Genomic DNA, 26326 nt, shown 5'->3' on the forward strand with positions numbered 1-26326 from the left:
CTCACTTCCGCTTCTTCCCCGGCTTGCCCTTCTTGCCCGCGACGAAGCGGATCGCCTCGCCGCCGCCGGGAGCCAGCGCTACCGTGATCGTCTGCCCTTGCGCGACCTCCATCTTCTCGATCGTGATCGAATGCCGCGCCTCGGTGCGGTAATTGGCGCCGGGGCCATCACGATAGATTTCAGCGGTATAGCTGCGGTTCCTGTCGAGGAAATCGAGCTTCACCTGGCTGGTGCGCGGCTGCTCGTCGCCGACCGCGCCCAAATACCAGTCGTCCGAATTCTTGTCTTTGCGCGCGAAGGTCACATAGTCGCCGACTTCACCGTTGAGCACGCGGGTGTCGGACCAGTCGGCGGGCACGTCCTTGATGAACTGGAAGGCCTCCGGATATTTCGCGTAATTCTCGGGCAGGTCGGCGGCCATCTGCACCGGCGAATAGAGGACGACATAGAGCGCGAGTTGCTTTGCGATCGTCGACTGGATCGGGGTGCCGCCCTTCCCCGTCAGGCTGAGCACGCCCGGCGTGAAGTCCATCGGCCCTGACAGCATCCGCGTGAAGACGAGGTTCGCCTCATGCTCGGGCGGGTTCTTGGGCACGCCCCAGGCATTGTATTCCATGCCGCGCGCACCTTCGCGGCTGACCCAGTTCGGGTAGGTCCGGCGCAAGCCGGTGTCCTTGATCGGCTCATGCGTGTCGACCGCGACATGGTATTTCGCCGCGGTCTCGATGACGCGCAGGTGGTGGTTCGACGACCACTGGCCGTCATGCCATTCGCGGTAGTGGGTGCCGTCGGGATCGACACGTTCCATCTGCCCGGCATCGGCGACATAGCCGGTCTTCACGACCTGCTCGCCGTTGGAGGCGGCATAGGCATAGGCGCGGTCGAGCTGGCTTTCATAGTGGCTCGCCGAGCCGCCGGTTTCGTGGTGGCCGATCAGGTGGACGCCCTTGGCCGAGGCGTAGGCGGAGAGCGTCGGCATGTCGAACTTGGCCTGCGGGGTCGCGAAGTCGAACGCGTTGCCGTTGCCGAACCAGTCGGAGTCCCAACCGACATTCCACCCCTCGACCAGCACCCCGGGGAAGCCATTGGCGGCGGCGAAATCGATATATTTCTTCACATTGTCGGTTGTCGCGCCGACGTTCGGCCCGCCCCAGCCCGACTTGTCGATGTGCATTTCCCACCACACGCCGACATATTTGGATGGCTTGAACCAGCTGACGTCGCCGAGCTTGTTGGGCTCGTTCAGATTGAGCTCGATATGGCTCATATAGAGGCCGGGCGCGTCGTCGGAGAGGATCATCGTGCGCCACGGCGTCGTGAACGCGCCGGCCTTCGTGACCTTCGCCGCGGTCGCGCCGGGGGCGAGCGTCGCCTTGAATTTCGTGCCCTCGACATGGCGGAGCCACATCGAGGAATAGTCAACGAGCGCCGCCTCGTGGAACGCGATATAGGTGCCGTCGGCGAGCTTCATCGTAACCGGCGTGTGCGCCTGGCCGACGCTGGTGATCGGCGTCTTGTTGTAGAGATATTCGTAGCGGTTCCACTCGCCCGCCGGGATCCACCAGGCGGTGCCGTCCTGCGCCAGCGCGAACTCGGTCAGCTCGTCGGCGATATGCGCGGTCTTCAGGTTCGGCTGGTCGGGCATTTCGTAGCGGAAGCCGATACCGTCGTCGAAGAGGCGGAAGGTGACGTCCATCTCGCGCTTCAGGTCCTTAGCCTCCTTCAGGCGGACCTTCAGCTCGACATGATTGTCGCGGATCTGCGACCATTCGCCCCATGGCTGCTTCCACGTCTGGTCGAACTTCGCCGTTTTCGCATCGAGGAACGTCATGTTGCGCTCGATCTTGGGCGCATCGGTAAACAGGAAACCGAGCCGGCTGTCATTGATGACGGGCTTGCCGTTGCGGGTCACCGCATAGGTCGCGTGGCCTTCGGGATCGAGGCTGACGCTTACCGCGATCTTGCCGTTCGGCGACTTGGCGCTCGCGACCACATCGGCGAGCGCCGGCGTGGCAGTGATGAGCGCGATCAGCGACAAGACGGTGCGACCCGACAATTTCATGGCTTACTCCCGACCAACAAGACTGGCGACATAGCCCGCATACGGGCCGAGCGCACCGTTATCGCAGACACCCGTCGATGCAATGATATGCCATTCGGGCTGAGGGCTATGCGCCGTGGTTTGCGCCGAAAGGTTGAAGACGCAGCGCAGACGCTCTCCGTTCAGCCGCCGCTCGAACACGAGCAGCGCCGCCTCGGCCTCCACCAGATGCATGTCGCCCCACAGCAGCGCGGGCTGGTCGTTGCGCAACCGGAGCACGCCGCGGGTGAAGGCGAGGAGCGACTGCGGATCATCCGCCTGCGCGGACACCGCGATCGCGCGGTGCTCCGGGCCGACGGGCAGCCACGTCCGCGGCGCCGTGCTGAAGCCAAGCTGCGGCGCCTCCGCCTGCCACGGCATCGGCGTGCGCGCGCCGTCACGCGACAAAGTGAGCGGCCAGTTGGCGATCGCTTCGGGGTCCTGCAGATCCTCGAACGCGATCTCGACCTGCGGCAGGCCGAGCTCCTCCCCGTAGTAAAGGAAGATATTCCCGCGCAGGCACGCGAGCAGCAGCATCTTCACGCGCGCGAAGGCGTCCCGGTGTTCCGCCGCGACCCAGCGCGAGATCGCGCGCGGGGCGTCGTGGTTCTCGAACGCCCAGCTCGGCCAGCCGATACTCTCGCCCTCGGGCCAGTTGGCGAGCGCATCGGCGACGACCTTTGGAGTCAGCGCCGGCGCGTAGAGGAAATCGAAGCCATAGGCGCTGTTGAGGCGGCGCTTTTCGGCGGTGAAGAGCTTCATCTCGCGGTCGCTGTCGGCGCCGCCCACCTCGGCAACGGTGAAGCGGTCGCCATAGCTGTCGAGCAGCGCCCGAACGCGTTCGAGGAACGCGGGGATTGCGGCATGGCTCTGGTTGTAGCGGTGGAGCTGGAAGTCGAACGGGCGGGTCCGGACCGTCCCGTCTTCCGGCGCGGGCGGATTATCGGTGAGCGCCGGATCGTGCATCGCGAAGTTGATTGCATCGAGCCGGAAGCCATCGACGCCCCGGTCGAGCCAGAAGCGGGCGGTGTCGAGCAGTTCGTCCTGCACCGCAGGCAGATGGACATGGAGCTGCGGCTGCGCGGCGAGGAAATTGTGGCAATAATATTGCCCACGCCGCGCATCCCACGTCCAGGCGGGGCCGCCGAAGACCGACTGCCAGTTGTTGGGCGGGCTGCCATCGGGCTTGGCGTCGGCCCAGACGTACCAGTCGGCCTTGGGATTTTCGCGGCTCGACCGGCTCTCGACGAACCACGCGTGCTGATCTGAGGTGTGCGACCAGACCATATCGACGAGGACGCGCAGGCCCAGCGCGTGGGCGCGGGCGATCAGCGCATCGAAATCGGCAAGCGTGCCGTAGATCGGATCGACATCGCGGTAATCGGCGACGTCGTAACCGAAGTCCGCCTGCGGACTGGTGAAGAAAGGCGAGATCCAGATCGCATCGACGCCAAGGTCGGCGACGTAATCGAGATGCGCGGTGATGCCAGCAAGATCACCGATCCCGTCGCCGTTCGAATCGGCGAAGCTGCGCGGGTATATCTGGTAGATCGCGGCACCGCGCCACCATTCATGGTCGGACGCGGTTTCGGGCTTTCGCGCCATGACGTTCATCGGGACGTTCACTGGCCGGACTCCGCAGCGCACACCGCATAGCCGAGCGGCGGCAGCGTCACCGTGACGCTTCCGGGCGCGCTCGCGGTCGGCACGCAGGTGCCGGCGAGCGTCGTAAAGCGGGTCGAGCCGACATTCACCTCGACCTGCCGGGTGATCGGCGCGGTCGAGGTGTTGAAGGCGAGGAGGATTTCCGCGCCCGTCGCCGGATCGAGGCGTGACGCGGCAAAGAGCCCCGGCTTCTCCTCGACCCAGCGGATGACGGTCTTGCCGCGGGTGAGCGCCGGATGGCTGGTACGCACTTTCGCAAGTGCTGAAATCTCGCGGTAAAGCGGGTGATCGGGGTTGAAATTCGCGACTGCGTTGGTCGATTTGCTGCCGATCAGCGTGTTGTCGTTATAGACCGCGACCTTCGATGCGAACATGTCCTCGCGCGCGTCCTGATCGCCGCCGTCGCCGGCGAACCCCTGCTCGTCGCCCGAATAGATGGTCGGCACGCCGCGCAACGTCAGCAGCATCGCGTGCGCGAGCATGTCGCGCTTCAGCACCTCGGCATCGTCGGCTTTGGGCTTGGCCTTGCGGATGAACCAGCCGACGCGGCCCTGATCGTGATTGCCGAGGAAGGTCGGCAGCTGCTCGGCTGCCTCCGCGCCGCCTTCGTAGAGCGAATCGCCCATGAAGAGCTTCGCGAGCTCGCTTGTCGGCGCATCGGCCTCGACCACGTCGTTCACCGCGCGGTCGAAGGCGAAGTCGAGCACTGCGGGCAGCTTGTCGACGCGGGTGTGTGCCGCGAGCCGCGCCGGGTCCATGTCGCCGGTCGCGACCTCGCCGAAGATGTGGAAGTTGGCGATGCCCTTGGCCGCGGCGCGTGCCTTCATGGCGGGCACGAACGCCTGCCAGAATTCCGGGTTCACATGCTGCGCCGTATCGATGCGGAAGCCGTCGACGCCATACCGGTCGATCCAGCCGCCGAAGATATCGATCATGCCGGCGATGACCTTCGGGTTTTCGGTCATCAGGTCGTCGAGGCCGGAGAAGTCGCCCATCGTCGAGCTTTCGCCGGCGAAGGTGGAATTGCCCCGGTTGTGGTATAGCGTCACGTCGTTCAGCCACGCGGGCGTCTTCGCCTTTTCCAAATCCTTCGGGATGTAAGGCGTGTAGGCGTAGCTCGGATCGGCGAGCTTCGCGAAATTCTCGGGCGTCTGCACCGCGTCTCCCGCAAAACCGGCGTTGATCGCCTTGCCAGTCACCCCGCCCTTGCGCTGATAGGGGTAGGTCGCGCGGTCGCGATAGTCACACTTCGATCCTTCACCGCATTCGCGGTACTGGATCACGTCGGCGGTGTGGTTGACGATGATGTCCATATAGACCTTCATCCCCCGCGCATGCGCCGCATCGACGAGCGCGCGGAAATCGGCCTCGGTGCCGAGGTGCGGATCGACTTTGGTGAAATCGGTGATCCAGTAGCCGTGATAGCCGGCCGATTCCTGACCCTTCGCGCCCTGCACCGCCTTGTTCTTGAAAATGGGGCCGACCCACAGCGCGGTCACGCCGAGCCCCTGGATGTAATCGAGCCGCTTGACGAGGCCCTTCAGGTCGCCGCCGTGGTAGAAGCCCTTGTGGGTGGGATCGAACCCGGTCGTCAGCGGTCCGCCCTTTAGCCCGCCGCGATCGTTCGACGGGTCGGCGTTCTCGAACCGGTCGGGCAGGACGAAATAGATCACCTCGTCCTGCGGCAGACGGTCGCGGAAAGACGCCGGTGCTGCGGCCTGCGCGAGCGCAGGCGCGGGAAGTGCGGTTGCGAGAAAGAGTGCGAGCAGAGGAAGTTTCATGCGGCCACCGTGGTTGGGGCGGCCGCTGCATGGGCCGCGATGAAGGCGTCGTGGGTCGGCATCCGCGCGGCGACGCCTTGGGCGTGGCGGCGGGCGAGCGCGAGATATTCGGCGAGTTCTGCGGCCGAGAGATCGTCGGCGAGCGGATGATAGGCTTGCGGACGGATGCCCTGCCCGGTCATCACCTGGAGCCATGCGACCTCGGTGAACAGCTCGTGACTTTCGTGGACGATCCGGCCGCTTTCGCGGAACAACGCGATCCGCGCGGCGAGGCTGTCCGGAATCGCAGCCTCGCGGCAGGCGCGCCAGAACGGCTCGTCGCGGCCGTTGGCGTGATAGTGGAAGATCAGGAAATCACGGATCGCTTCCCATTCGCGCGCGGTCTGGCGATTGAACTCGGCCGCACTCGCGGGGCTGTCGCCTGCCGGCAGCAGCTGGAGCAGTCGCGCGATGCCCGACTGGACGAGGTGGATGCTCGTCGATTCGAGCGGCTCCATGAACCCAGCCGCCAGCCCGAGCGCGATGCAGTTGCCGACCCACGCCCGCTTGCGCCGCCCTGCACGGAAGCGTAGCGGGCGTGGATCGGCGAGCGGCGCGCCATCCAGCCCCGCAAGCAGGATGTCGGCCGCGCGATCGTCCGACAGATGCGCGCTGGAATAGACGATGCCGTTGCCACAGCGATGCTGGAGCGGGATGCGCCACTGCCACCCCGCCTCCTTCGCAGTCGCGCGGGTATAGGGCGTCAGCGCGCCAGCATTGGCGGACGGCACCGCGAGCGCACGGTCGCACGGCAGCAGGTGCGTCCAGTCCTCATAGCCGGCGTGGAGAGCCTCCTCGATCAGCAGACCCCGAAAGCCCGAGCAGTCGATGAAGAGATCGCCGGCGACCTTGCGATCGCCTTCAAGCGTGATCGAAGCAATGTTGCCGTCATCGACCGCGACATGGACGACCTGGCCCTCGATCCGCTCGACCCCGCGCGCCTCGGCGTAGCGGCGCAGGAAAGCGGCGTAGAGCGCGGCGTCGAACTGGAACGCCCAGGCGACCCCGCTCGGCAATTCGGTACGGCCGAGATCGCGCGCGAAACGGTTGCCGCGCGCGGCGATCGCGGTCGGGGAATAGTCCCACAGATCGCCTGCCGCCTCGCCGCCGCGCAGCCAGTAATGATGGAACGGCACGAGCCCCATGCCGCGGCCGATCGTGCCGAAGGCGTGGAGGTAGCGACTGTCGCCGCTCGATTTCGGGCCAGACCAGCCGACGAACTCGATCCCCAGCTTGAACGTGCCTAGCGTCGCGCGGACAAACGCATCCTCGTCGATGCCGAGATGCGCGTTGAAGAGGCGCAGCTGCGGGATCGTCGCCTCGCCCACCCCGACCGTGCCGATCGCATCGGATTCGATCAGCCGCACCGTCCAGCCCGCGGGCAGGAAGCGCGCAAAGGCCGCCGCCGCCATCCAGCCGGCGGTTCCCCCGCCGACGATGACAACGTTTGGAGAGGGCGTGGTTTTCGTCTTGTCCATGCCTCGCCTCCCTGTTCCGCTTCGGTCCTGGAGTCCGTCCGTCCGGCCTGCGCGAAGTCGAAGGCCATGCTTGGCGCAAAGTGCTTCGACTTCGCTCAGTACGAACGAGTCTGGTTGACGCTCGATGCTCTAGCGGAGAACCGAGCAAGACGTCACCGCATCAGAACTTGAAGGTGAACCCCGCCAGATAGCGACGCCCATAGGTCTGATAATCGATGATCTGGAGCGGCTGCCCCGGATTCTGGGTCGCGAACCGCTCGTTGGTCAGGTTCTGCGCCTGGATATACACCGACAGGCCGTTCAGGAACCCGCGCGAGAAATCATAGCCGATCTGTGCATCGATGATCGTCTCGGGCAGCGCGCGCCGCTGGACGCGGTTGGCGCCGAAGCCAGAGAGCTCGCCGATGAAGCTCGACCGGTAACGGACCGAACCGCGCGCCGAGAAGCCCCATTTCTCGAAATAGCCAGTGCCGTTGGCGACCCATTTGGAGTAGCCGGGAATGTCCGACGGATCGGATGTCGGCGAGGTGCGGATCTTCGATTCCGTATAGGATGCGCCGCCCGTCACGCCAAAGCCGTCAAGCGCGCTAACGATCTCGCCAAAGGGCAACGTGCCGGCAAGCTCGACACCGTAGAGCTCGCCACCACTGATGTTGTATGGCGTTGTAATGACCCCGATCGGCGAGACATAGAGCGGACCGCCGGGATTCGTCGTCTGATAGCCGCCCGACAGCGGCAGACCCGAATAGTCATAGGCGGTTTCGGGAATGCTCTGGTCGATGACGTAGCTGACGAGCTTCTTGTAGAAGAACTGTGCTGCCAGATACCCCTTGTTGCCGAAATACTTCTCGAACGACAGGTCGGCCGCGTTAGCGCGGAACGGACGCAGATACGGGTTGCCGCTGCTTCCCGCGATCAGCTGGCGCTGTTGATCCACGCCGTAGGCGACAGCGAGGCGCATATCGTCCATGCGCGGACGCATGACTTCGCGCGCCAGCCCCGCGCGGATCACGAAGTCGCTGGGGAACCGCAGCGACAGGTTCAGGCTCGGCATGACGTCCCAATAGTCCGCGCCCTTGCGGTTCGCGACCAGCGCATTATTCACGACATAATAGCCGTCGGTATGCTGCGAGGTGTTGATCGCCTGCAGGCCGATATTGCCGGTCAGTTCGCTGGCGCCGAGCTGCGTCTTGATGTTCGCCTGGGCATATAGCGTCATCAGGTCCTCATGGACCTGATAGGCCTTGGCCGGGACATCGAGCGACGTGTTCGGCGTCAGCTTGTAGATGCCGCCGTCCAGCAGGGCGAGCGGATCGTAGCTGACGATCGGGCCGAGTCCGAGATAGGCCTGCTGCGTCGGCTTGAGCAGATAGTTGCTCGGAATCGCCTTGAATACCGATCCGTCGGCGATCTGCAGCAGCGCCTCGTCCGGCGTCAGCGACTTATCGTGATTGGTGTAGTTCCACCCGGCCTTGATGCTGGAGAGGAAGCCGCCGTCCATCTCCTTTTCGACCTCGACGCGGTACTGCCAGATCCGGTCCTTCACGATCCGGTTGTTGTAATAACCCGCCTGGATGTTGCTGCCGCCCCAGCCGAGCGGATCGGTCAGCCCGATCAGGTTCGGATCGGAATAGTCGAGCTGGTGGCTGTAGAACGAACCGGTCTCGCTGGTGGTGAAGCCGATCGTGTCGGTCGCGCCGACGCCGCGGCGAAAGCCGGTGCCCGAATAACTTTCGAGGACGAGTTCGTTGCGGTCGGTGCGCGAATGGCTGACATCGACCATCGCGTTCCAGCCGTCATCCCCTTCCCACTTGTTGTTCCAGCCGAAGGAATAGAGCTTGGCGTGCCGCTGGAACGCATCGTTGCGAACCACGCCTTCGACGTTGGTGAACGTGCCGTTGGTGTAGGTGCCGTTCGTCGCCGTCGCGGTCGCGGGATTGAAGCGCGCGCCGTTGTTGGTCGGGTCGGTGACCGACTTGTTGTCCTGCCCGTCATAGGCAAGCGGCAGCTCGATGCCGCGCTTGATCTGGTCGTCCTTGAAGTCCGAATAAAAGCCGTCGAAGGTCGAGGTGAAGTTGTCGACGGGCTTGAACTCCACCGTCCCCGTCACGCCGAAGCGCTTCAGGTCGGTCGAGGTGACGTAGGACTTCGACCCGCCGATCAGCGCGTTGCCGTTGATCGTGTTGTAGCCCCAGGAGTTGAACTCCTGAATCTGATAAGGCTCGTCGGTATAGCTCGCAGCGAGCGCGACACCGATCTTGCCGTCCGCGAACTGGTCGACATAGGTGCCGTTGACGCGGTAGCCATATTGCTTCGACCCCGAATTGAGCTTGCCCAGATCGGCATCGACGCCGCGCGCGCCGATCGAGATCACGCGCTTGCCATATTCGATCGGACGGATCGTGCGCAGGTCGACGGTGCCCGACAGGCCCTGACCGACGATGCTCGCCATCGGCGTCTTGTAGACGAGGACCTGGTTGACGACCTCGGACGGATACTGATCGTATTCCACCGCGCGGTTGTCGCCGGTCGAGGTCTGTTCGCGACCGTTCAGCAGCGTCGTCGAGAAGTCGGGCGAGAAGCCGCGGATCGAGATGACGTTGGAGCGGCCCGATACGCGCTGCGAGGTCAGGCCCGGCAGGCGCGCGATCGATTCCGCGATCGAAGCGTCGGGCAGCTTGCCGATATCTTCCGACGACACCGATTCGACGATCTGGTCGCGGTTCTTCTTCTCGGCGACCGCGGATTCGAGGCTGGCACGAAAGCCGGTGACGACGATGTCCTGATCGTCGGTCGCCGTCTGATCGTCAGTGGTCTGCGCTGGGGTCTGCGCGGGCGCGGGCGTCGTCTGGGCGAGGGCCGGCGTCGCGGTCAGCACCATGGCCGCGCCGAGTGCGCCGAGGCTTGCGCCGAACGTCAGATGAGCACGAAAGCGCGCGGTCGCCGCGCGAGAAAAGTCTGTCATAGTCCCCTCCACTGATCCTGCGCCGTCTTGCGGACGCTGGGCATTTCACAGGATCGCAATGATCCCACTCCGGCCGCAATGGAAGCGGACGACATACGTATTCACGGGCATATTCACGGGCGCTTTGCCTTGGCGCGCCATCGGGCGTAGCAGCGGAGAGCCAATCAGGAGAGGACGACGCAAAGGCCAATGCCGGTGCAGGACAAACCAACCTCGTTCGACATCGCGGCGCTCGCCGGCGTGTCGCAGCCGACGGTCAGCCGGGCGCTGCGCGGCGACAAGACGGTCAGCGAGGCGACCCGCCTGCGCATCGAGGCGATCGCCGCGCAGCTGAACTACAAGGTCGACAAGAACGCATCGTCGCTGCGCCGCGGCCAGACCAATACGCTGGCGCTGCTGTTCTTCGACGAACGCACGCCCGACGGATCGCTCATCAACCCGTTTTTCCTGTCGATGCTGGGCTCCATCCTGCAAACCTGCGCGCGGCGCGGCTATGATCTGCTGACCTCGTTCCAGCAGCTGTCGTCGGACTGGCACGTCGATTACGAGGACAGCCGCAAGGCGGACGGGATCATCCTGCTCGGCTATGGCGATTACGAGGTCTACCGCGCGCGCGAGGAACAGCTGGTGCGGCAGGGCACGCATTTCGTGCGCTGGGGGTCGGTCGATCCGTCGAGCGCGGTCGGCACGATTGGGTGCGACAACCTGCGCGGCGGGCGGGACGCGGGCGAGCATCTGATCGCGCGGGGGCGCCGGTCGATCGCGTTCATCGGCGACGCATCGGGCCATTATCCCGAGTTCCAGGCGCGGTTCCACGGGCTGTGCGCCGCGCTTCGCGACGCCGGGCTGACCTTCGACGCGGCGCTGCAGGTCGATGCGCAATCGGTCGAGGATGACGGCTATGGCGCGATGCGCCAGCTCCTCGCGCGCGGCGTCGCGTTCGATGCGGTGTTCGCCGCGTCCGATCTCATCGCGATCGGTGCGATGCGCGCGCTGGAAGAGGCCGGCATGCGCGTGCCCGAAGACGTGGCCGTCATCGGCTTCGACGATATTCCCGCCGCCGTCCTCGCCCACCCGCCGCTGACGACGATCGCGCAGGATTTCCGCCGCGCGGGCGAGATGCTGGTCGATACGCTGATCCGCCGCATCGCCAACCAGCCGACCGACGCGACGCTGCTTTCGCCGCGGCTGGTGGAGCGCCGCACGACCTGACGGGTCAGCGCGCCGACGGCATGGGCACCTTGTCGATCAGGCGCCGGAGCGCGCGCGCGACGTCCCCGCTGCGATAGGGTTTCAGGACGACCGCCACATCGTCGAGCGCATCGATAGCGTCACGGTCGGCATAGCCGGTCACGAACAGCACCGGCAGCGCGCGGCGTTCACGCGCGCGTCGCGCGAATTCGGCGCCGTTCATTCCCGGCATCGCGAAATCGACGATCGCTGCGGATATGTCGCGGTGCTCGTCGATCAAACCGAGCGCGGCAGCCCCGCTCGACGCCTCGACGACCGCGAACCCTGCCTGGCGCAGATCGTCGGCGGCAACGGCGCGCACGGCGTCGTCATCGTCGAGCAACAGGACTCGCCCTGCCCCATGGCGTGCGCCGGGCTCCTCGGCATCATCACGGATCGTTGCCATGTGCGCGGCATCGGTGCGCGGCAGGAAAACCGTGACGGTCGTTCCCGCCCCGAAGACCGTGTCGATCCGGACGCCGCCGCCCGACTGCTTGGCGAATCCGAAGACCTGGGCCAGACCAAGGCCCGATCCCTTGCCGACCTCCTTGGTGGTGAAGAATGGTTCGAACACGCGCGCACGGACATCCGGCGTCATGCCCGTACCGGTATCGCGGACGGCAACCGCGACATAGTCGCCCGCCGGGGGTTCCTCCGCACTCCGCGGGGCGTCCAGCGTCACGTTGGTCGTGGCAACAGTCAGCGCACCGCCGACCGGCATCGCATCGCGCGCATTGATCGCAAGATTGAGGATGATGAGCTCGACCTGCGTCGGATCGACGAGCGCCGGCCATAATCCGGGGGCGAGATCGGTCGCGATGGTGATCGATCCGCCAAGCGAACTTTGCAGCAGCGACTGCATCCGCTGCACGACATCGTTCAGGTCCACTGCCTCGCTGGCAAGCGGCGTGCGCCGCGCAAAGGCGAGGAGCTGCGCGGTCAGCGAGGCGCCGCGCTCCGCCGCGGTGCGGACGTGGCCAAGCCGCTGCCGGATCTTCGCGTCGATCGCGGTCCCATCCGGCTGGCGCTCCACCATCGCGACATTGCCAAGGACGACGGTCAGCAGATTGTTGAAATCATGCGCGACCCCGGCGGTCAGCTGGCCGATCGCCTCCAGCCGCTGCATCTGCTGGAGCGTGGCCTCGACCCGCTCGCGCTCGGCGATCTGCGTGACGAGCGCGTCATTGGCCGCGGCCAGCTCTGCCGTGCGCGCGTCGATCCTGGCCTCGAGCGCCTCGGCCGCCTGATGCGCCTCGGTCACATCGACCGCGCAGCCCACATAGCCGATGAATTCGCCCGCGGCGAACCGCGGCTGCCCTTCCGCATGGACCCAGCGGGTGTTGCCATCCGTATCGACGAGCCGGATGTCGCCACCAAAGGCTTCGTAGTTGGCGATCCGCGCCCTGCGATTCTTGAGCGCGATCGCCCGGTCGGCGGGATGGATGACGGCCAGCCAGCCTTCCGGCCCGACCAGGCTCGCCGGATCGAAGCCCAGCAGCGTGCGGAACCAGCTGTTCAGAAAGATCGTCGCGCCGTCGCGATCGGTCATCCAGATGAGCGCCGGCGCGGTATCGGCAAGCGTGCGGAACCGCGCCTCGCTCTCGCGCAGTTCGTCGTCGAGCACGCGGTGCTGGGTGATGTCGATGACGGTACCCAGCGCCCGGACGCAGCGCCCTTCGTCGAACAGGCCGATGCCGCGCGCCGCGATCCAGCGCACGATGCCGTCCTCGGCACCGATCGTCCGATAGGCCACATCATAGGGCGCGCGGGTTTCGGGATCGAGCGCGCGGTCGAAGGCGGCACGCGTGCTGTCGATATCGTCGGGATGCAGACCCGCATAGAAATCGACGAGGCTGACGGGGACGCGCGGGGAGATGCCGAACATCGCCTTGCACCGATCCGACCAGGTCAGCACGTCGTTCACCAGATCGAGATCCCACGTCCCGATCCCCGCCGCGTCGGTCGCCAGGCGCAGCGATTCCTCGCTGACGCGCAGCCGTTCCTCCGCCGCCATCCTGTCGGTCACGTCGCTGCCCTCGACGAACACGCCGGTCACCGTGCCGGCCGCGTCGGTCAGCGGCTGAAAGACGAAATCGACATAGCGCCGCTCCAGCGCCCCGCTCTCGCCCCTTGCCAGATCCACCGGCGCCGCGAGCGCGCGGTGCGACCGGCCGGTTTCGCGCACCAGTGTCAGGAGATCGGCGAAACCCTGCGCGACCACCTCGGGCAGCACCTCGGCGAGCGGCTTGCCAACCACTGCCTCGCGCGGCTTGCCGATCAGTTCGAGATAGGCACTGTTGGCGACTTCATAGACCAGCGCCGGGCCGCGCAGCAGCGTCATGAAGCTCGGCGCCTCGTCGAACATCTGCGACAGCCGTGCGCGGTCTTCGGCAATGGCGCGCGAGGCCAATACGCGGTCGGTCGTCTCCGACACGATGCACAGCACGCCGCCCACGCTGCCGTCGTCCAGCCGGATCGCCGAATAGGAAATGTCGAAATACACCTCCTCGCCCAGCCCGTCATGGCGCTCGATGTAAAAGGGGCGGTCCTTCGCTGCGTAGGTCTCGCCCGTCGTCACGACGTGGCGCAGCAGCGGCTCAAGGTCGTCCCACAGCTCCGCCCAGGCCTCCCGCGCGGGCCGGCCAAGCGCGGCCGGATGCTTGTCGCCGATCGTCGGGGCGTATGCGTCATTATAGAGCGCGACCATGTCATCGCCCCAGAACACGACGATTTCCGAACTCGCGGGAAGGATGAGGCTCATCGTGCTGCGCAGCTCGGCCGGCCAGGAGTCCGGCAATCCAATGGGCGAGGACGACCAATCCTTTTCCCGGATCAGTCTGCCCATCTCCCCGCCGCCTTCGAAAAGACGGTGTGACGGCAAAGGCTGCGGCGTCGTCATCAGGGTCGCTCTAGCTCCTTCGGCCATCAGCGGAAAGCACTAACACCGGCCCTGAAACCCGGCTAAGCGAAGGCCGTCATGGCAGAACGCTTCGCCTTCCATTCGATCCATTCGCACGGTTTCGTGCGGGTCGCGGCGGCAACCCCGGCGGCGAGCGTCGGCGACACCGCGGCGAACGCGATCGCGACGATCGAGCTTGCCCGGCGCGGCGATGCCGAGGGCGTCGATCTGATCGTCTTCCCCGAACTCAACCTCACCTCCTACGCGATCGACGACCTGCATCTGCAAACCGCACAGCAAGGCGCCACGCTGGCGGCCATCGCCGCCGTGGTGGAGACGAGCGCCACGCTGAACCCCGTTCTTCTCGTGGGCGCGGCGATCGAACGCACCGGGCGGCTCTACAATTGCGCGGTCGTCATCGCGCGCGGGCATGTGCTTGGCGTGGTGCCGAAGACCTTCCTCCCCAATTACCGCGAATATTACGAGAAGCGCTGGTTCGCGAGCGGCGCCGGCCTTTCGGACGCGACGATCGATCTCGGCGGCGAAACGGTGCCCTTCGGCCCCGACCTTGTCTTCGCCGCAGACGATCTCGCCCACTTCACCTTCCATGCTGAAATCTGCGAGGATTACTGGGCACCGACCCCGCCCTCGACGATGGGCGCGCTCGCCGGAGCGCTCATCTGCTGCAATCTCTCCGCATCGAACATCATCATCGGCAAGGCACGCGAACGCGCGGTTCTGGCGGCCGCGCAGTCCGCGCGCGCGATCTGCGCCTATGTGTTTTCCGCCGCCGGGCCAGGGGAGAGCACGACCGACCTCGCCTGGGACGGTCAGGGCATGGTGCACGAACTCGGCGTCCAGCTTTCCGAGTCCACCCGCTTCGGCGACGACCCCGAGTTGCTGGTTGTCGATGTCGATTGCGAGCGCATCAGGCAGGAACGCACCCGCGTCGGGACGTTCAACGACGCCGCGGCTGTTGCGGGCCACCCCGAAACGCGCTTCCGCCGCATCGGCTTCACCCACCAGCCAACCTTCGCCGATATCGGGTTGCGCCGCCCGGTCAGCCGCTTTCCCTTCGTACCCGAAGACGCGGCGCGGCTGGACGAGGATTGCTACGAAGCCTTCAACATCCAGGTCGAGGCGCTCGCGCGCCGGGTCACCGCGTCCGGCGCGAAGCGGCTCGTCATCGGCATATCCGGCGGGCTGGATTCCACGCATGCGCTGATCGTCGCGGCGAAGGTGATGGATCGGCTCGGCCGCCCGCGCGCTGATATCCTCGGCTTCACCATGCCAGGTTTCGCGACCGGCGACGCGACGAAGCAGCAGGCGTGGGACCTGATGCGCGCGCTGTGCATAACGGCCGAGGAAATCGACATCCGCCCCGCCGCGCGCACCTTGCTGGAGGGGATCGGGCATCCTTTCGCGGCGCACGAGCCCGTCTATGACGTGACGTTCGAGAACGTCCAGGCGGGCCTGCGCACCGATTATCTCTTCCGCCTTGCCAACCAGCGCGAGGGGATCGTCGTCGGCACCGGCGACCTGTCCGAACTGGCGCTCGGCTGGTGCACCTACGGCGTCGGCGACCAGATGAGCCATTATGCGGTCAACGCGGGCGTGCCGAAAACGCTGATCCAGTTCCTGATCCGCTGGTGCATCGCGACCGACCAATATGATGCGGCGACCGACGCGGTTCTCGAGGCGATTCTCGCCACCGAGATTTCGCCGGAGCTCGTGCCGGCGGGCGCGGATGGGGCGATGCAAAGCACGGAAACGCGGATCGGCCCCTACGCGCTCAACGATTTTTTCGCGCACCATGTGATCCGCTACGGCCTCGCGCCGTCGAAGATCGCGTTCCTCGCCTGGCATGCTTGGCGCGATGCAACCGCCGGGCGCTGGCCGGTCGGGTTGCCGGAGGCGGCGCGCGTCGCCTACGACCTGCCGACGATCAAGGACTGGCTGGCGAAGTTCCTCGTCCGCTTCTTCCAGACGAGCCAGTTCAAGCGATCGGCGATCCCCAACGGCCCGAAGGTTTCCGCCGGCGGCGCGCTGTCGCCGCGCGGCGATTGGCGCGCGCCGTCCGATGGCAACGCGAAGCTGTGGCTGGCGGAGCTGGAGGCGAACACGCCCTAGCGTCTGGCAAAAGTACCGCTTCGCGATCCTCCCCCGCCAGGGGGAGGTGGCAGCGAGGCTGACGGAGGGGGAGGACGCACAAACGATCGTAATCGCATGCCGCCCCCCCCTCCGAGCCGCTGCACAACCGACCTCGCGTTGGCGGGAGAGGCATCGCCGCCATCGCGCTGAACGGCGATCCGCCCCGGGCCAAGGCGACCAAAGCAAAGTGGCGATTCCCGACGGACCGTGACTGAGGTCTCGCTCTTCGTCGCGCAGCGGTCTGCCAGATGCGCCGTCACGGGCTGACCTGCCATTTGATCGACGCGGGACATTGGCCACCGGAACGAGCCCCGCATGACGGTGAAAATGAGGAAATCTAGCCTGGGGTCAATCGCGACGTAACCCTGCGAACGTCGTCCATGACCCTGCCGATCTATCCAACATCGCCAAAAAATCGAGGACGGTCCATACCCCGCTGACTTGCCCAGCCGCGCGCCGATCGACCCGTGGCAGAGCGCGGACCACCAATATCAGCCCGGTACGCCGTTACTGCGCAGATCAGCCCGCCGGCGGAGAGCCGGCCATCGCTATTATCTCAACGCAAAGCGATCGTTTCCGCAGACAGTCGCGCCAGGCCGGCGCGCGCGATAGCGTGGGAGGAGTAGCTCGCACCGTCCGCCAGAACGAGATCGACCGGCTCCAGCGCCAGCACCTCACGGTAGAGGTTGCGCGCTGCATCGGCGCGCCCTGTCCGGCCGTAAACCGTCGCCAGGTTCAGCGCGAGTTCGGGCTGGTGCGGAAATATCCGGCGTTCAGCGGTGATCGTCCGCTCCGCCGCGGCGAGATTACCCGCCGCGATCGCCTGATATCCCATCCGATCGGTATTGCCCGCCAGCGCGGGACCCGCCGTCACGCCGAGCGCGGCCGAAACCGCCATCGCGGCGCGTCCAAACTTCTGTCCCATCCTTGCAGATGCCATTGCCCATCTCCTGCAACGCATGACTGTTGCGTTTCACTTTTGTGACACTGTTGTGTCACTTTCGTGAAATCAGTGCAAGCGAGATTGAATCGGGGCGACGGCGGCAACAAAAAAGGGCGGCCCGAAGGCCGCCCTGCTTGCTCCATCCGTGACGGATGAAATCAGAAGTCGTTGCGATACTGCTCGTTGCCGACGAAGCCAAGCTTCGTGACCGCCGACCGCTTGATGACCGCAAGGGTCCGGTCGACAACCTCGTAGCGCGCCTGACGATCAGGCGCGAACTGCAGTTCGGGCTCCGGGCTGATCGCCGCCGAGGTATCGAGATACTGGCGCAGCGTCACGTCGTTCACCGGCGAACCGTTCCAGGCGACGATGCCCGACGGATCGATCGTGATCTTGTTCTTCTGCGGGTCCACCGGCGGCTTCTGCTGCCGGGGATCGTTCACCGGCAGGTCGACCTTGACCGCATGGGTCGGCCGGGGGAGCGTGATGATAAACATGATGAGGAGAACGAGCATGACGTCGATCAACGGCGTCGTGTTCATTTCCATCATCGGCTCGCCGTCGTCGCGGCCGCCACTCATTGCCATGTCAAACTACTCCTGAGTTCGGCGGTTACAGACGCGCGATCGTATCGCCGGGGGGCGGGCGCGAAATGAACCCGACCTTGGCGAAACCGGCCATCTGCATCGTGTAGATCGCGCCGCCGATGCAGCGGTAGGGTGTTTCCACGTCTCCGCGGATATGCACTTCCGGCAGCTCCAGCCCAGGCGCGGTCGGGCCACCCTGACGGGCGATCTCATATTTCAGCTTCGCAACCGCACGATCGAGCAGCTCGGCATGGGTCACCGGGGTCACCCCCCAATAGACCTGGCACTGCCCATCGGTGCCGGTGATCGCCAGAAGGACGTTCTCCGGCTTCGTCGTCGTCGGGTCGAACCGCACGTTCGGCAGGTTGACCTTCTTCGCCTGGATCGCGACCGGGACCGCAATCAGGAAGATGATGAGGAGCACCAGCATGACGTCCACGAGGGGCGTCGTGTTGATGTCCGACATCGGTGTATCGGTGGAGTCCCCACCAACGCTCATCGCCATGTGAGAGCTATCCTATCCGTTACTTCATGCCGTCCCGGCGCGAACACCGGGATCGGGGGGACGGCCGGGCGCCCGATGCGGGCGACCCGGCCGACCGTCACTTATGCGCGCGGCGGAACGCCACCGGTCTGGCCGGCAGTCGTCGTGGCGGCGGGCTTGACCGCAGCGGGCTTCACGCCACCGACCGATGCCGGACGAACCGAACCGTTCGACGCGAGGTAGCCGAGCACGTCGTTCGAGAAGGCCGAGAGGTTCTCCGCGATCGACTTGTTGCGGCGCTGCAGCCAGTTGTAGGCAAGCACCGCAGGCACGGCGACCGCCAGACCGAGCGCGGTCATGATGAGCGCCTCACCGACCGGGCCGGCGACCTTGTCGATCGACGGATCGCCCGACGCGCCGATCTTGATCAGCGCGCGGTAGATGCCGATAACCGTCCCGAACAGACCGATGAACGGTGCGGTCGCACCCACGGTCGCCAGGAAGGCGAGACCGCCACCCAGCTTCGAGTTGATCGCCGCTTCCGAACGCGCCAGCGAGCCGTGCAGCCAGTCATGCGCCTCGACCGGGTCGGTCAGCGACTTGTGCTGATCCTGCGCCGCCAGGCCGTCATCGACGATCTGCTTGTAAGCCGAGTTCTTCTCGAGCTTGGCCGAACCGTCGCGCAGGTTGTTGGCGGTCCAGAAGCCGGCACGCACCCGCTTGGACTGGTTGATGATCTTCTGCTGCTCGAACAGCTTGGTGAACATGATGTAGAACGACACGATCGACATCAGCACCAGGATGCCGAACACGGACTGGGCGATGATACCGCCCTGCTCGAGTGCGGCGATCAAGCCGTACGGGTTTTCCCCCTGGGGGGCGGCCGCGCCGGTCGAGGCGGCGGCAAGAACAGTGGTGAACATTCAGTTATTCCCTCTAACTAGCTGATTTCTTGCGGACTTTCGCCCCATTAACGGTCTTCAGGCAATTTCCATACCACTCGTCGGGACGACGTCGTGGCAATCGGATTGCCGGCAGCATCGGTCGCAGCCGTATATCTGCCACGGCGTGTCAACGCGCGGCAGGCTGCCTGATCCAGCGCCGATGAGCCGCTCGACTGGGTGACGCGACAATTCTCGACCCTGCCTGCAGTACTGATCGTCCAGGCAATCACCGATGTCCCCTGCTCCTCCGCACGGATCGAGCTGGGCGGATAATCATCGTTGGTGATCCAATCGGCCGGATTACCCTTGGCACCAGCCGCCTTGCTGACGACCGGCGGCGCGGGCGGCGCAGGCGGTGCCGGGGGCGCGACGATCGGCGTCGGCACATAGGCCGGCGGCGGAGTCGGCACCGTGGCAATCGTCACGGGCGGCGGATTCGGATTCTGCACGATCGGCGGCGGCTCCTCGACGTCGAACGTATTCAGCTTCTCCGACACCTTCTTGGCGTACTGGTACGCAAGGCCGGTGACGAAGGCATAGCCGAGGGCAAGATGGATCAGCGCGACGATAACGATCGCCCCGATCTTGCCTCCGCTCATCTTCTGGTCAGCATAGGCCATTCAGCAACGAAACTCCCTCTTCCCAATGGCCGGACGACAATCGGGCACGCGATCCGCGAAAACCGGACCCCGCGCCCACCGCCCGTGGGCTAATGTATCCTCGGACAGAGCGCGAGTCCTAACCGCACGTCAACGAACGCGCAAACGCTTTGTCTCACGCAACAAACGTACAAGCGCTCCGTGGCAGAATTATTTCTGTATAATCCGCGGGGCTTCGCGTAACGGAAATGCCATGCTTCGCCTCCCCCGTTTTTCCCAAGTCGTCGCGATTGCGGCACTTTCCGTCTCCTCCGCAGCAATCTCTCAGGCCACAGCGCCTGGAAACGGTTCCGGTTCCGCCCCTGCCGCCACGTCACCCTATGGGTATGCCGACACCGCCGATCTCGTGCTCGCCGCCCCGCTCGTCGTCGATGCGGCGATTCGCTCGGCCACCCGAATCAAGGGGCCGGAGGCGGCGAATGTCGCCGCGGGCTCGGCGCGATTTTATGTCGAGGCCGATGTGACGGCGCTGATCCGCGGCGCCAGCGCGATCCCGCCGCGCATCGGCTATCTCGTCGATCTTCCCCTCGATCCGCGCGGACGCGCGCCCAAACTGAAGAAATTGCGTGTGCTGCTCTTCGCACGCACCGTCGACGGCCGTCCCGATCAGGTCCAGCTTGTGAAGCCGGATGCCCAGCGCGACTGGACGCCGGCTGCGGAGGCGCAGGTGCGCGGCATCGTCCAGGCAACGCTCGCCAGCGACGCGCCGCCGGTCGTGACCGGCATCGGCAACGCCTTCCACGTCGCCGGATCGCTGCCGGGCGAAGGCGAGACGCAGATTTTCCTGACCACTGCGGACAACCGCCCGGTCTCGCTCTCGATCCTGCGCCGCCCCGGCGAGCAGCCGCGCTGGGCGGTCGCGCTGTCGGAGATCGTCGACGATGCCGCCGCCCCGCCCGCGCGCGACACGCTGCTGTGGTATCGCCTCGCGTGCACATTGCCGCCCGCGCTTCCCGATCGCAGCACCGCATCCCTGGCGCCGGGCGACGCGAGCGCCGCGCAGGACGACTATCGATTCGTCCTCGACCGGCTCGGTCCGTGCGGGCGCACGACCGGCGCGCCCGCGGTCAGCCCCGCGCGCTGATCTCGATCACCTGCCCCGTCGTCGATGTCGCGTCGGCGAGCCATGCGCACGCTGCGGCAACGTCGTCGGGGTGAGCGCCCGTATCGGCGGCCACGGCGTTGATCCGGCGCGTCGGCGCCTGTTCCACCGCGAGCGGGCCGATGGCGGCGCGCATTGCGGCGAGCGGGACCGGCGGCAGCGCCGAATCGAGCAGGACCGTCACATCTCCGCCAGCGCTCGCGACACCAGCTTCCAGCGAGGCTAGGTCGCGCGGCGTGATCGTCGCCACCATCAGCGGCGGTGCCGCACGAGCGTGATGCCGATCGATTCGCCCCCCTCGGCGATGGCAAGCTTCACGATCCGGATCATCACCCGTCGCACGCGCTTGTCCTGCAGGAACAGCGTGTCGCAGATATGATCCGCAACCCCCTCGATCAGCGTGAAATGCACGCCTTGGGGCAGCGCGGTCGTCGCGGCGTGCTTCAGGTCCATATAGTTTTTCGACCCCGACAGCGGCGTATCGGGCGCGAAGTGATCGGGACAATCCAGGTCCACCGTCATCGAGATGCGCAGCGGTTGCGGCAAATGCGTCTCTTCGGAGTAGATGCCGGTCAGGACCGGCACTTCGAGATCGTGGACCTCGAGCTGGAGGCTGTCGTTCATGCGCCGCGCCTGTAGCAGGTTCGCGCGCCTTGGCGAGTCGCGGGCGGCGGCCCCCGCATTCCGCTTGCGTTCACCAGCGCTCCAGCTAAAGCGCCGCGCCTCCGACGCGGCATGCGTCTTCAACGCCGTCTGGATTGCCGTGATCGAACTTGCGCCGCTGGAGACGATCGATGCCGCCGCTGTCGAGCAGTTGCTCGACCGCGCGTTCGGCGCCGATCGCCATGCGCGCACCGCGTATCGGCTGCGGGAAGAAACGCGGGCGCTGAGCGGCCTCAGCCTTGCCGCAGTCGATGGGGACACGCTTGTCGGCTCGATCCAGTGCTGGCCGGTCCGGCACATCGGCGACGACGGCGCGTGCACGTCTCTCGTCTTGGTCGGCCCGGTCGCGGTCGATCCGGCGCATCAGCAGGCCGGAATCGGCCGCATGCTGATGGGGGCAAGCCTGATCGCCGCTGGCGCGCAAGGGCTGGACGGCGCGCTCATGCTCGTCGGCGATCCCGATTATTACGAGCGTTTCTTCGGCTTCACCGCCGACGCGACCGCCAGGTGGCGCCTCCCCGGCCCGGTCGAGCGCCACCGCCTGCTGGCGCGCGGCGCGCTGGTGCCGCGCGGCCCCGGAGAGATCGCCCCGCGGGTCGCGGTCATCGCCTGACTCTTTACCGCGCAGCGACGCGCGCCTACCTCGCAGGCCATGCCGATGGCGCCGCCCCCCAATTTCGATACGCTGACGATCGCCGATATCGCGCGGCTTGCTGCCGACGACCGGCTGCCCCCCGTCGAGCAATGGCACCCCACGCATTGCGGCGACAGCGAGATGCGGATCGCACGCGACGGCACCTGGTATCACCAGGGATCGCCGATCGGCCGCACCGCGATGGTCCGCGCATTCAGCCGAATCCTGCGGCGTGAGGAGGATAGCGGCTATGTCCTCGTCACGCCGGTCGAGAAGCTCGACATCGCGGTCGAGGACGCACCGTTCGTCGCCGTCGAACTGAAGGCCGAGGGCACGGGCCGCGACGCGCGCCTCGCCTTCCGGCTCAACACCGGCGACATGGTCACCGCGTCCGCCGAGCACCCGCTTCGCTTCGAGGAACGGGACGACGGCCCCCACCCCTATCTCCACGTCCGCGGCGGGCTGGAGGCGCTCGTTGCACGCAGCCTCTATTACGAGCTCGCCGAGTTCGCGCTGGCGGGCCCCGACGAACCGCCGGGCGTGTGGAGCGCGGGCGCCTTCTTCGCGTTGCAGCCGCCGGCTTCGCAATGACGCTGGCCGAGCGGCTCGCCGCCGCGCTGGTCGCCGCTCCGGCGCGCGACCTGATGAGCGGCGACCATCCCGACATCGCCGACCACGGCGCGCTTGCCCAGGCGGCCGTGCTCGTCCCTGTCACCGACCGCGTGCGGCCGGGTGTCATCCTCACCCAGCGCACCGAAACGCTGCGCCGCCATGCCGGCCAGGTCGCCTTTCCCGGCGGACGGATCGACGCGGGCGAGGACGCGGTCGCCGCCGCACTGCGCGAGGCGGACGAGGAGATCGCGCTCGATCCCTCCGCCGTCGCGGTCGTTGGCACCGCCGATCGCTACCGCACCGGCACCGGGTTCAGCATCACGCCGGTCATCGGCGTCGTGCCCCCCGACCTGTCGCTCGTGCCGAGCGAGGCGGAGGTGGCGGCGGTCTTCGAGGTGCCACTGGATTTCCTGCTCGATCCCGCCAATCACCGCGCGGCGAGCGCGCACTGGCAGGGTCGCGAACGCCATTTTTACGAGATATTGTGGCAGGATCGACGGATTTGGGGGGCAACGGCCGGGATGATCGTGAACCTGTCGCGGCGGCTGCAATGGTGACGCTGCCCGACGCCCCATGGCTCGGTCGCCCGGGACTCGCCGAGCTGACCCGCGCGCTCGGCGGCGATGCTGGCGAGGCGCGGTATGTCGGCGGCGCGGTGCGCGACACGCTTCTCGGCCTCGATGTGTCCGATATCGACATCGCGACCGTGCACGCGCCCGAGACGGTGATCGACCGGCTGGAGGCGGCGCGGATCAAGGCGATCCCGACCGGCATCGCGCACGGCACGATCACCGCGGTGTCGCAAGGCACCGTCGTCGAGGTGACGACGCTGCGCCGCGATCTCGAAACCGACGGACGGCACGCGACCGTCGCCTTCACCGACGACTGGCGCGAGGATGCGGCGCGGCGCGACTTCACGATGAACGCGCTGTCGTCCGATCCGGTCACGACCGAAATCCACGATTATTTCGACGGCCTGGCCGATCTGGAAGCCGGGCGCGTGCGCTTCATCGGCGATCCGTTCCAGCGCATCGCGGAGGATCACCTGCGCATCCTGCGCTTCTTCCGCTTCCACGCACGGTTCGGTGACGCGGTCGATGAGGGCGGTCTGGCGGCCTGCGTCGCGCGCGCGAACGACCTGATGGCGCTGTCACGCGAGCGGATCGCGGCCGAGTTGCTGAAGCTGCTCGTCGCGAGCGGCGCGGTCGAGACCCTGGCGCTCATGGTCGATCGCGGTATCCTGAGGCCGGTGCTGCCGGAGATCGACGCCGCCGCGGTCGATCGTCTGACCCGGCTGGCTGGGGCAGAAGGCGCCAATGGCATTGCGCCCGACGCGATCCGCCGCCTCGCCGTCCTCGTCCCGCGCGAGGCGGCCGACGATATCGGCGCGCGGCTGAAACTGTCCAATGCCCAGCGCAAGCGGCTGATCGCAGCGAGCGGCGGCCCCGGCGACGAGGGGGCACGTGCGCTCGCCTACCGCGTCGGCGTCGAGCAGGCGACCGATCGGCTCCTTATTGCGGGGGCCGATGTGAACGCGCTGCAAGGCTTCACGCCGCCGCGCCTGCCGCTGTCGGGCGGAGCGCTCGTCGCGCGCGGGCTTGCGAAGGGACCGGACGTCGCACGCGCGCTACGCGGGATCGAAACGCAGTGGATCGCGGAAGGCTTTCCCGACGAGGCGCGCGTCTCGGCCCTCGCCGATGCCGCGGTCGATCAGATGTTGCGGGCGAGCAGCAGCCGGTAGGCTTCCTCGGCTTCCAGCGGCCGCGCGAAGACATAACCCTGACCGTGCGTGCAGCCGAGCGCGGACAGCGTCTGCGCCAGTTCCTGCGTCTCGATCCCCTCGGCAACCGTTGTCATGCCGAGAGTCTGCGCAAGGCTCAGGATCGCGCGCACGATCGCGATCTTGTCCCGGTCGGCCAGCATCCCGGTCACGAAGCTCCGGTCGATCTTCAAGATGTCGATCGGCAGCTTCTGGAGGGAGGCGAGGTTCGAATAGCCGGTGCCGAAATCGTCCATCGCCAGCGTCGTGCCGAGCGCCTTAAGCGCATGCAGCGTGTCGGCGATCCGGTCCGGATCGGTGACGAGCGCGCTCTCGGTGAGTTCGAGCTTCAGCCGCGTGCCGTCGACCCCGTGGGCGGCGAGCGCGGCCGCCACCACCGGCGCGATCTCGTCGCGGTGGAGCTGGATCGCCGACAGGTTGACCGCAAGCTTGACCCCGCAATCGCCGCCATAGCGCCGATCCCAACGGGCCAGCGTCGCGACGACCTCGTCGATGGCCCACCGGCCCAGCGGCATGATGAGCCCGGTATTCTCGGCCAGCGCGATGAACTCGTCGGGCGGATGACTGCGGCCGCACTCGTCGGTCCAGCGCGCCAGCCCCTCGAACGCGGCGATCCGCCCGGTCGAAAGGTCGCAGATCGGCTGATAGTGGAGCCGCAGCGCGCGGCTGTCGATCGCGCGGCGAAGTGCCGCCTCGACCGCGAACTCCTCGCGCGCAATCGCAAAGGCGCGCTTCTGATAGACCTCGTCGCGCCCGCTCTTCTTCGACCGGTTGACCGCGAACTGCGCGTGGCGGATGACCGCGCCGACATCCTCGTCCTGCACCTCGTCGCCGTGCGCGATGCCGATCGAGCAGGAGATGCGCACCTCGGTTTCGCTGAGGCGGAACGGCGCCGCAAGCACCGCGCGCAGGCGGGCGGCGACCCGGAGCGCCTCGTCCGCGTCTTCGTCGATCGCGAGAAGGATCGCGAATTCGTCACCGCCGGTGCGCGCCAGGATATCGCAAGTCCTGAGCGCGGCCTTCAACCGCCGCGCGACCGTGATCAGCAGTTCGTCCCCCGCAAGCGAGCCGAGGCACGCGTTCACGCGGCTGAACCGTTCGAGATCGACGACGAGCACCGCGAAGGGCTGCTGCTGCCCCGCCACAAGCGCTTCGAGGCGCTCGTTGAACCCCGCCCGGTTGGCGAGGCCGGTGAGGCTGTCGGTCAGCATTTCGCGCCGCAGATTGCGCTCGGTCCGCATCTCGCCGGTCTGGTCGACCAGCGTGACCAGCGCGCGCGGCTCGCAGCGCGAGGCAATCCGCGCGATGGTCACCCGGTAATGCCGGATTTCGACGGAGTCCCCGGTTTCCCAGATGAATTCGTCGCGCGTCGCGCCGTCGAGAAGGAAGTGCATCAACCGCTCGCCGAGCTGACGCACGAGGATCGAGCGATCGGGCGAGTGGCCAAGCCCGGCGTGGCGGAAGGCCTTGTTGTGCGCCTCGAAAAACAGACCCGTGTCACAGGGTCCGACGATGACGGCCGGAATCGGCAACAGCTCGAGCGCGCCGTCGGCGGCGGTCAGCCCCGGCGGTATCAGCCCCATGCCCTGGAGCGCCAAGCTCTCATATTGCGACGCCATTGGCGCCGGCC

21 protein-coding genes are annotated in these 26326 nt (G+C 66.5%); 7 read left to right on the plus strand and 14 right to left on the minus strand.

What is annotated here, in order from left to right; translation table 11 throughout:
* Window position 1 precedes the first annotated feature (1 nt).
* From BOS5A_RS10975 to BOS5A_RS10995, 5 genes are all read right to left on the minus strand, one after another.
* Window positions 2–2062 (minus strand): glycoside hydrolase family 97 protein, encoded by a 2061-nt coding sequence (locus BOS5A_RS10975; RefSeq protein WP_199857344.1) that lies wholly within the window; start codon window positions 2060–2062, stop codon window positions 2–4.
* Between the two features lie 3 nt (window positions 2063–2065).
* Complete coding sequence (locus BOS5A_RS10980; RefSeq protein WP_151955963.1) at window positions 2066–3685, minus strand: alpha-amylase family glycosyl hydrolase; 1620 nt, start codon at window positions 3683–3685, stop codon at window positions 2066–2068.
* A 17-nt stretch (window positions 3686–3702) separates the two neighbouring features.
* The gene (locus BOS5A_RS10985; RefSeq protein ID WP_151955147.1) at window positions 3703–5526 is read right to left on the minus strand and encodes an alpha-amylase family glycosyl hydrolase; all 1824 of its coding nucleotides are present in this window, start codon (window positions 5524–5526) and stop codon (window positions 3703–3705) included.
* Entirely contained in the window at window positions 5523–7043 is a 1521-nt protein-coding gene (locus BOS5A_RS10990; RefSeq protein ID WP_151955148.1) for a tryptophan halogenase family protein, read from the minus strand. Before BOS5A_RS10990 ends, BOS5A_RS10985 begins: the two co-directional genes overlap by 4 nt.
* 160 nt (window positions 7044–7203) lie before the next feature.
* Window positions 7204–10008, minus strand: a complete 2805-nt coding sequence (locus BOS5A_RS10995) for a TonB-dependent receptor (protein WP_234419307.1) — start codon at window positions 10006–10008, stop codon at window positions 7204–7206.
* Between the two features lie 189 nt (window positions 10009–10197).
* Here BOS5A_RS10995 and BOS5A_RS11000 point away from each other — a divergent pair, with 189 nt between their 5' ends.
* Window positions 10198–11220 (plus strand): LacI family DNA-binding transcriptional regulator, encoded by a 1023-nt coding sequence (locus BOS5A_RS11000; protein ID WP_151955149.1) that lies wholly within the window; start codon window positions 10198–10200, stop codon window positions 11218–11220.
* A 4-nt stretch (window positions 11221–11224) separates the two neighbouring features.
* Here the strand turns inward: BOS5A_RS11000 and BOS5A_RS11005 are convergent, their stop codons facing one another.
* The gene (locus BOS5A_RS11005) at window positions 11225–14083 is read right to left on the minus strand and encodes a hybrid sensor histidine kinase/response regulator (RefSeq protein WP_234419308.1); all 2859 of its coding nucleotides are present in this window, start codon (window positions 14081–14083) and stop codon (window positions 11225–11227) included.
* A gap of 132 nt (window positions 14084–14215) precedes the next feature.
* On the opposite strand from BOS5A_RS11005, the gene BOS5A_RS11010 reads away from it, so the two are divergent.
* On the plus strand, window positions 14216–16267 hold the full coding sequence (locus tag BOS5A_RS11010) for an NAD(+) synthase (protein WP_151955151.1): 2052 nt from the start codon (window positions 14216–14218) through the stop codon (window positions 16265–16267).
* A 577-nt stretch (window positions 16268–16844) separates the two neighbouring features.
* Here the strand turns inward: BOS5A_RS11010 and BOS5A_RS11015 are convergent.
* The 5 genes from BOS5A_RS11015 to BOS5A_RS11035 all read right to left on the minus strand — a co-directional run bounded on the left by BOS5A_RS11015 (window position 16845) and on the right by BOS5A_RS11035 (window position 19866).
* Complete coding sequence (locus BOS5A_RS11015; RefSeq protein WP_234419309.1) at window positions 16845–17228, minus strand: tetratricopeptide repeat protein; 384 nt, start codon at window positions 17226–17228, stop codon at window positions 16845–16847.
* 161 nt (window positions 17229–17389) lie between these two features.
* Window positions 17390–17818: an ExbD/TolR family protein gene (locus BOS5A_RS11020; RefSeq protein WP_199857346.1), complete on the minus strand. Its 429-nt coding sequence runs from the start codon at window positions 17816–17818 to the stop codon at window positions 17390–17392.
* Window positions 17819–17843: 25 nt separating this feature from the next.
* On the minus strand, window positions 17844–18323 hold the full coding sequence (locus BOS5A_RS11025; RefSeq protein WP_199857347.1) for an ExbD/TolR family protein: 480 nt from the start codon (window positions 18321–18323) through the stop codon (window positions 17844–17846).
* A gap of 101 nt (window positions 18324–18424) precedes the next feature.
* Window positions 18425–19225, minus strand: a complete 801-nt coding sequence (locus BOS5A_RS11030) for a MotA/TolQ/ExbB proton channel family protein (protein WP_151955152.1) — start codon at window positions 19223–19225, stop codon at window positions 18425–18427.
* 47 nt (window positions 19226–19272) lie between these two features.
* Window positions 19273–19866 (minus strand): energy transducer TonB, encoded by a 594-nt coding sequence (locus BOS5A_RS11035; RefSeq protein ID WP_151955153.1) that lies wholly within the window; start codon window positions 19864–19866, stop codon window positions 19273–19275.
* A 232-nt stretch (window positions 19867–20098) separates the two neighbouring features.
* Between BOS5A_RS11035 and BOS5A_RS11040 the strand changes: the two genes are divergently transcribed.
* Window positions 20099–20989 carry a hypothetical protein gene (locus BOS5A_RS11040; protein ID WP_151955154.1) on the plus strand — a complete coding sequence of 297 codons (891 nt, stop codon included), beginning with the start codon at window positions 20099–20101 and terminating at the stop codon, window positions 20987–20989.
* Here BOS5A_RS11040 and BOS5A_RS11045 read toward each other — a convergent pair.
* A complete protein-coding gene (locus BOS5A_RS11045; RefSeq protein ID WP_151955155.1) occupies window positions 20973–21260 on the minus strand; it encodes a Rossmann fold domain-containing protein in 288 nt (95 codons plus the stop codon). The two genes, BOS5A_RS11040 and BOS5A_RS11045, sit on opposite strands and share 17 nt — an antisense overlap.
* Window positions 21260–21631, minus strand: coding sequence for a dihydroneopterin aldolase (locus BOS5A_RS11050; protein WP_151955156.1), 372 nt, complete (start codon window positions 21629–21631; stop codon window positions 21260–21262). Before BOS5A_RS11050 ends, BOS5A_RS11045 begins: the two co-directional genes overlap by 1 nt.
* 139 nt (window positions 21632–21770) lie before the next feature.
* Here BOS5A_RS11050 and BOS5A_RS11055 point away from each other — a divergent pair, with 139 nt between their 5' ends.
* The 4 genes from BOS5A_RS11055 to BOS5A_RS11070 are packed head-to-tail and all read left to right on the plus strand — an operon-like array spanning window position 21771 to window position 24657.
* Window positions 21771–22283 carry a GNAT family N-acetyltransferase gene (locus BOS5A_RS11055; RefSeq protein WP_151955157.1) on the plus strand — a complete coding sequence of 171 codons (513 nt, stop codon included), beginning with the start codon at window positions 21771–21773 and terminating at the stop codon, window positions 22281–22283.
* 39 nt (window positions 22284–22322) lie between these two features.
* Window positions 22323–22895 carry a DUF1285 domain-containing protein gene (locus BOS5A_RS11060; protein WP_151955158.1) on the plus strand — a complete coding sequence of 191 codons (573 nt, stop codon included), beginning with the start codon at window positions 22323–22325 and terminating at the stop codon, window positions 22893–22895.
* Window positions 22892–23473 carry a CoA pyrophosphatase gene (locus tag BOS5A_RS11065; protein WP_151955159.1) on the plus strand — a complete coding sequence of 194 codons (582 nt, stop codon included), beginning with the start codon at window positions 22892–22894 and terminating at the stop codon, window positions 23471–23473. The genes BOS5A_RS11060 and BOS5A_RS11065 overlap by 4 nt, the downstream gene beginning before the upstream one ends.
* Complete coding sequence (locus BOS5A_RS11070; protein ID WP_151955160.1) at window positions 23467–24657, plus strand: CCA tRNA nucleotidyltransferase; 1191 nt, start codon at window positions 23467–23469, stop codon at window positions 24655–24657. Before BOS5A_RS11065 ends, BOS5A_RS11070 begins: the two co-directional genes overlap by 7 nt.
* Here the strand turns inward: BOS5A_RS11070 and BOS5A_RS11075 are convergent.
* The gene (locus BOS5A_RS11075) at window positions 24627–26315 is read right to left on the minus strand and encodes a putative bifunctional diguanylate cyclase/phosphodiesterase (RefSeq protein WP_151955161.1); all 1689 of its coding nucleotides are present in this window, start codon (window positions 26313–26315) and stop codon (window positions 24627–24629) included. The genes BOS5A_RS11070 and BOS5A_RS11075 overlap by 31 nt on opposite strands.
* Window positions 26316–26326 lie beyond the last annotated feature (11 nt).

Source organism: Sphingomonas sp. EC-HK361 (assembly GCF_902498785.1).
In the GTDB taxonomy this organism is placed as follows: Bacteria; Pseudomonadota; Alphaproteobacteria; order Sphingomonadales; family Sphingomonadaceae; genus Sphingomonas.

Bases quoted from the DNA above. Each gene is read 5' to 3' on its own strand.
- BOS5A_RS11065 (WP_151955159.1), top strand. From the start codon at position 22,892: ATGACGCTGGCCGAGCGGCTCGCCGCCGCGCTGGTCGCCGCTCCGGCG.
- BOS5A_RS11035 (WP_151955153.1), bottom strand. From the start codon at position 19,866: ATGGCCTATGCTGACCAGAAGATGAGCGGAGGCAAGATCGGGGCGATC.
- BOS5A_RS11005 (WP_234419308.1), bottom strand. From the start codon at position 14,083: ATGGGCAGACTGATCCGGGAAAAGGATTGGTCGTCCTCGCCCATTGGA.
- BOS5A_RS11075 (WP_151955161.1), bottom strand. From the start codon at position 26,315: ATGGCGTCGCAATATGAGAGCTTGGCGCTCCAGGGCATGGGGCTGATA.
- BOS5A_RS11025 (WP_199857347.1), bottom strand. From the start codon at position 18,323: ATGGCGATGAGCGTTGGTGGGGACTCCACCGATACACCGATGTCGGAC.
- BOS5A_RS11070 (WP_151955160.1), top strand. From the start codon at position 23,467: ATGGTGACGCTGCCCGACGCCCCATGGCTCGGTCGCCCGGGACTCGCC.
- BOS5A_RS11015 (WP_234419309.1), bottom strand. From the start codon at position 17,228: ATGGCATCTGCAAGGATGGGACAGAAGTTTGGACGCGCCGCGATGGCG.
- BOS5A_RS11000 (WP_151955149.1), top strand. From the start codon at position 10,198: ATGCCGGTGCAGGACAAACCAACCTCGTTCGACATCGCGGCGCTCGCC.
- BOS5A_RS11060 (WP_151955158.1), top strand. From the start codon at position 22,323: ATGCCGATGGCGCCGCCCCCCAATTTCGATACGCTGACGATCGCCGAT.
- BOS5A_RS11050 (WP_151955156.1), bottom strand. From the start codon at position 21,631: ATGAACGACAGCCTCCAGCTCGAGGTCCACGATCTCGAAGTGCCGGTC.
- BOS5A_RS10990 (WP_151955148.1), bottom strand. From the start codon at position 7,043: ATGGACAAGACGAAAACCACGCCCTCTCCAAACGTTGTCATCGTCGGC.
- BOS5A_RS10975 (WP_199857344.1), bottom strand. From the start codon at position 2,062: ATGAAATTGTCGGGTCGCACCGTCTTGTCGCTGATCGCGCTCATCACT.
- BOS5A_RS11045 (WP_151955155.1), bottom strand. From the start codon at position 21,260: ATGGTGGCGACGATCACGCCGCGCGACCTAGCCTCGCTGGAAGCTGGT.
- BOS5A_RS11020 (WP_199857346.1), bottom strand. From the start codon at position 17,818: ATGGCAATGAGTGGCGGCCGCGACGACGGCGAGCCGATGATGGAAATG.
- BOS5A_RS10980 (WP_151955963.1), bottom strand. From the start codon at position 3,685: ATGGCGCGAAAGCCCGAAACCGCGTCCGACCATGAATGGTGGCGCGGT.
- BOS5A_RS11040 (WP_151955154.1), top strand. From the start codon at position 20,099: ATGCTTCGCCTCCCCCGTTTTTCCCAAGTCGTCGCGATTGCGGCACTT.
- BOS5A_RS11010 (WP_151955151.1), top strand. From the start codon at position 14,216: ATGGCAGAACGCTTCGCCTTCCATTCGATCCATTCGCACGGTTTCGTG.
- BOS5A_RS11030 (WP_151955152.1), bottom strand. From the start codon at position 19,225: ATGTTCACCACTGTTCTTGCCGCCGCCTCGACCGGCGCGGCCGCCCCC.
- BOS5A_RS10985 (WP_151955147.1), bottom strand. From the start codon at position 5,526: ATGAAACTTCCTCTGCTCGCACTCTTTCTCGCAACCGCACTTCCCGCG.
- BOS5A_RS10995 (WP_234419307.1), bottom strand. From the start codon at position 10,008: ATGACAGACTTTTCTCGCGCGGCGACCGCGCGCTTTCGTGCTCATCTG.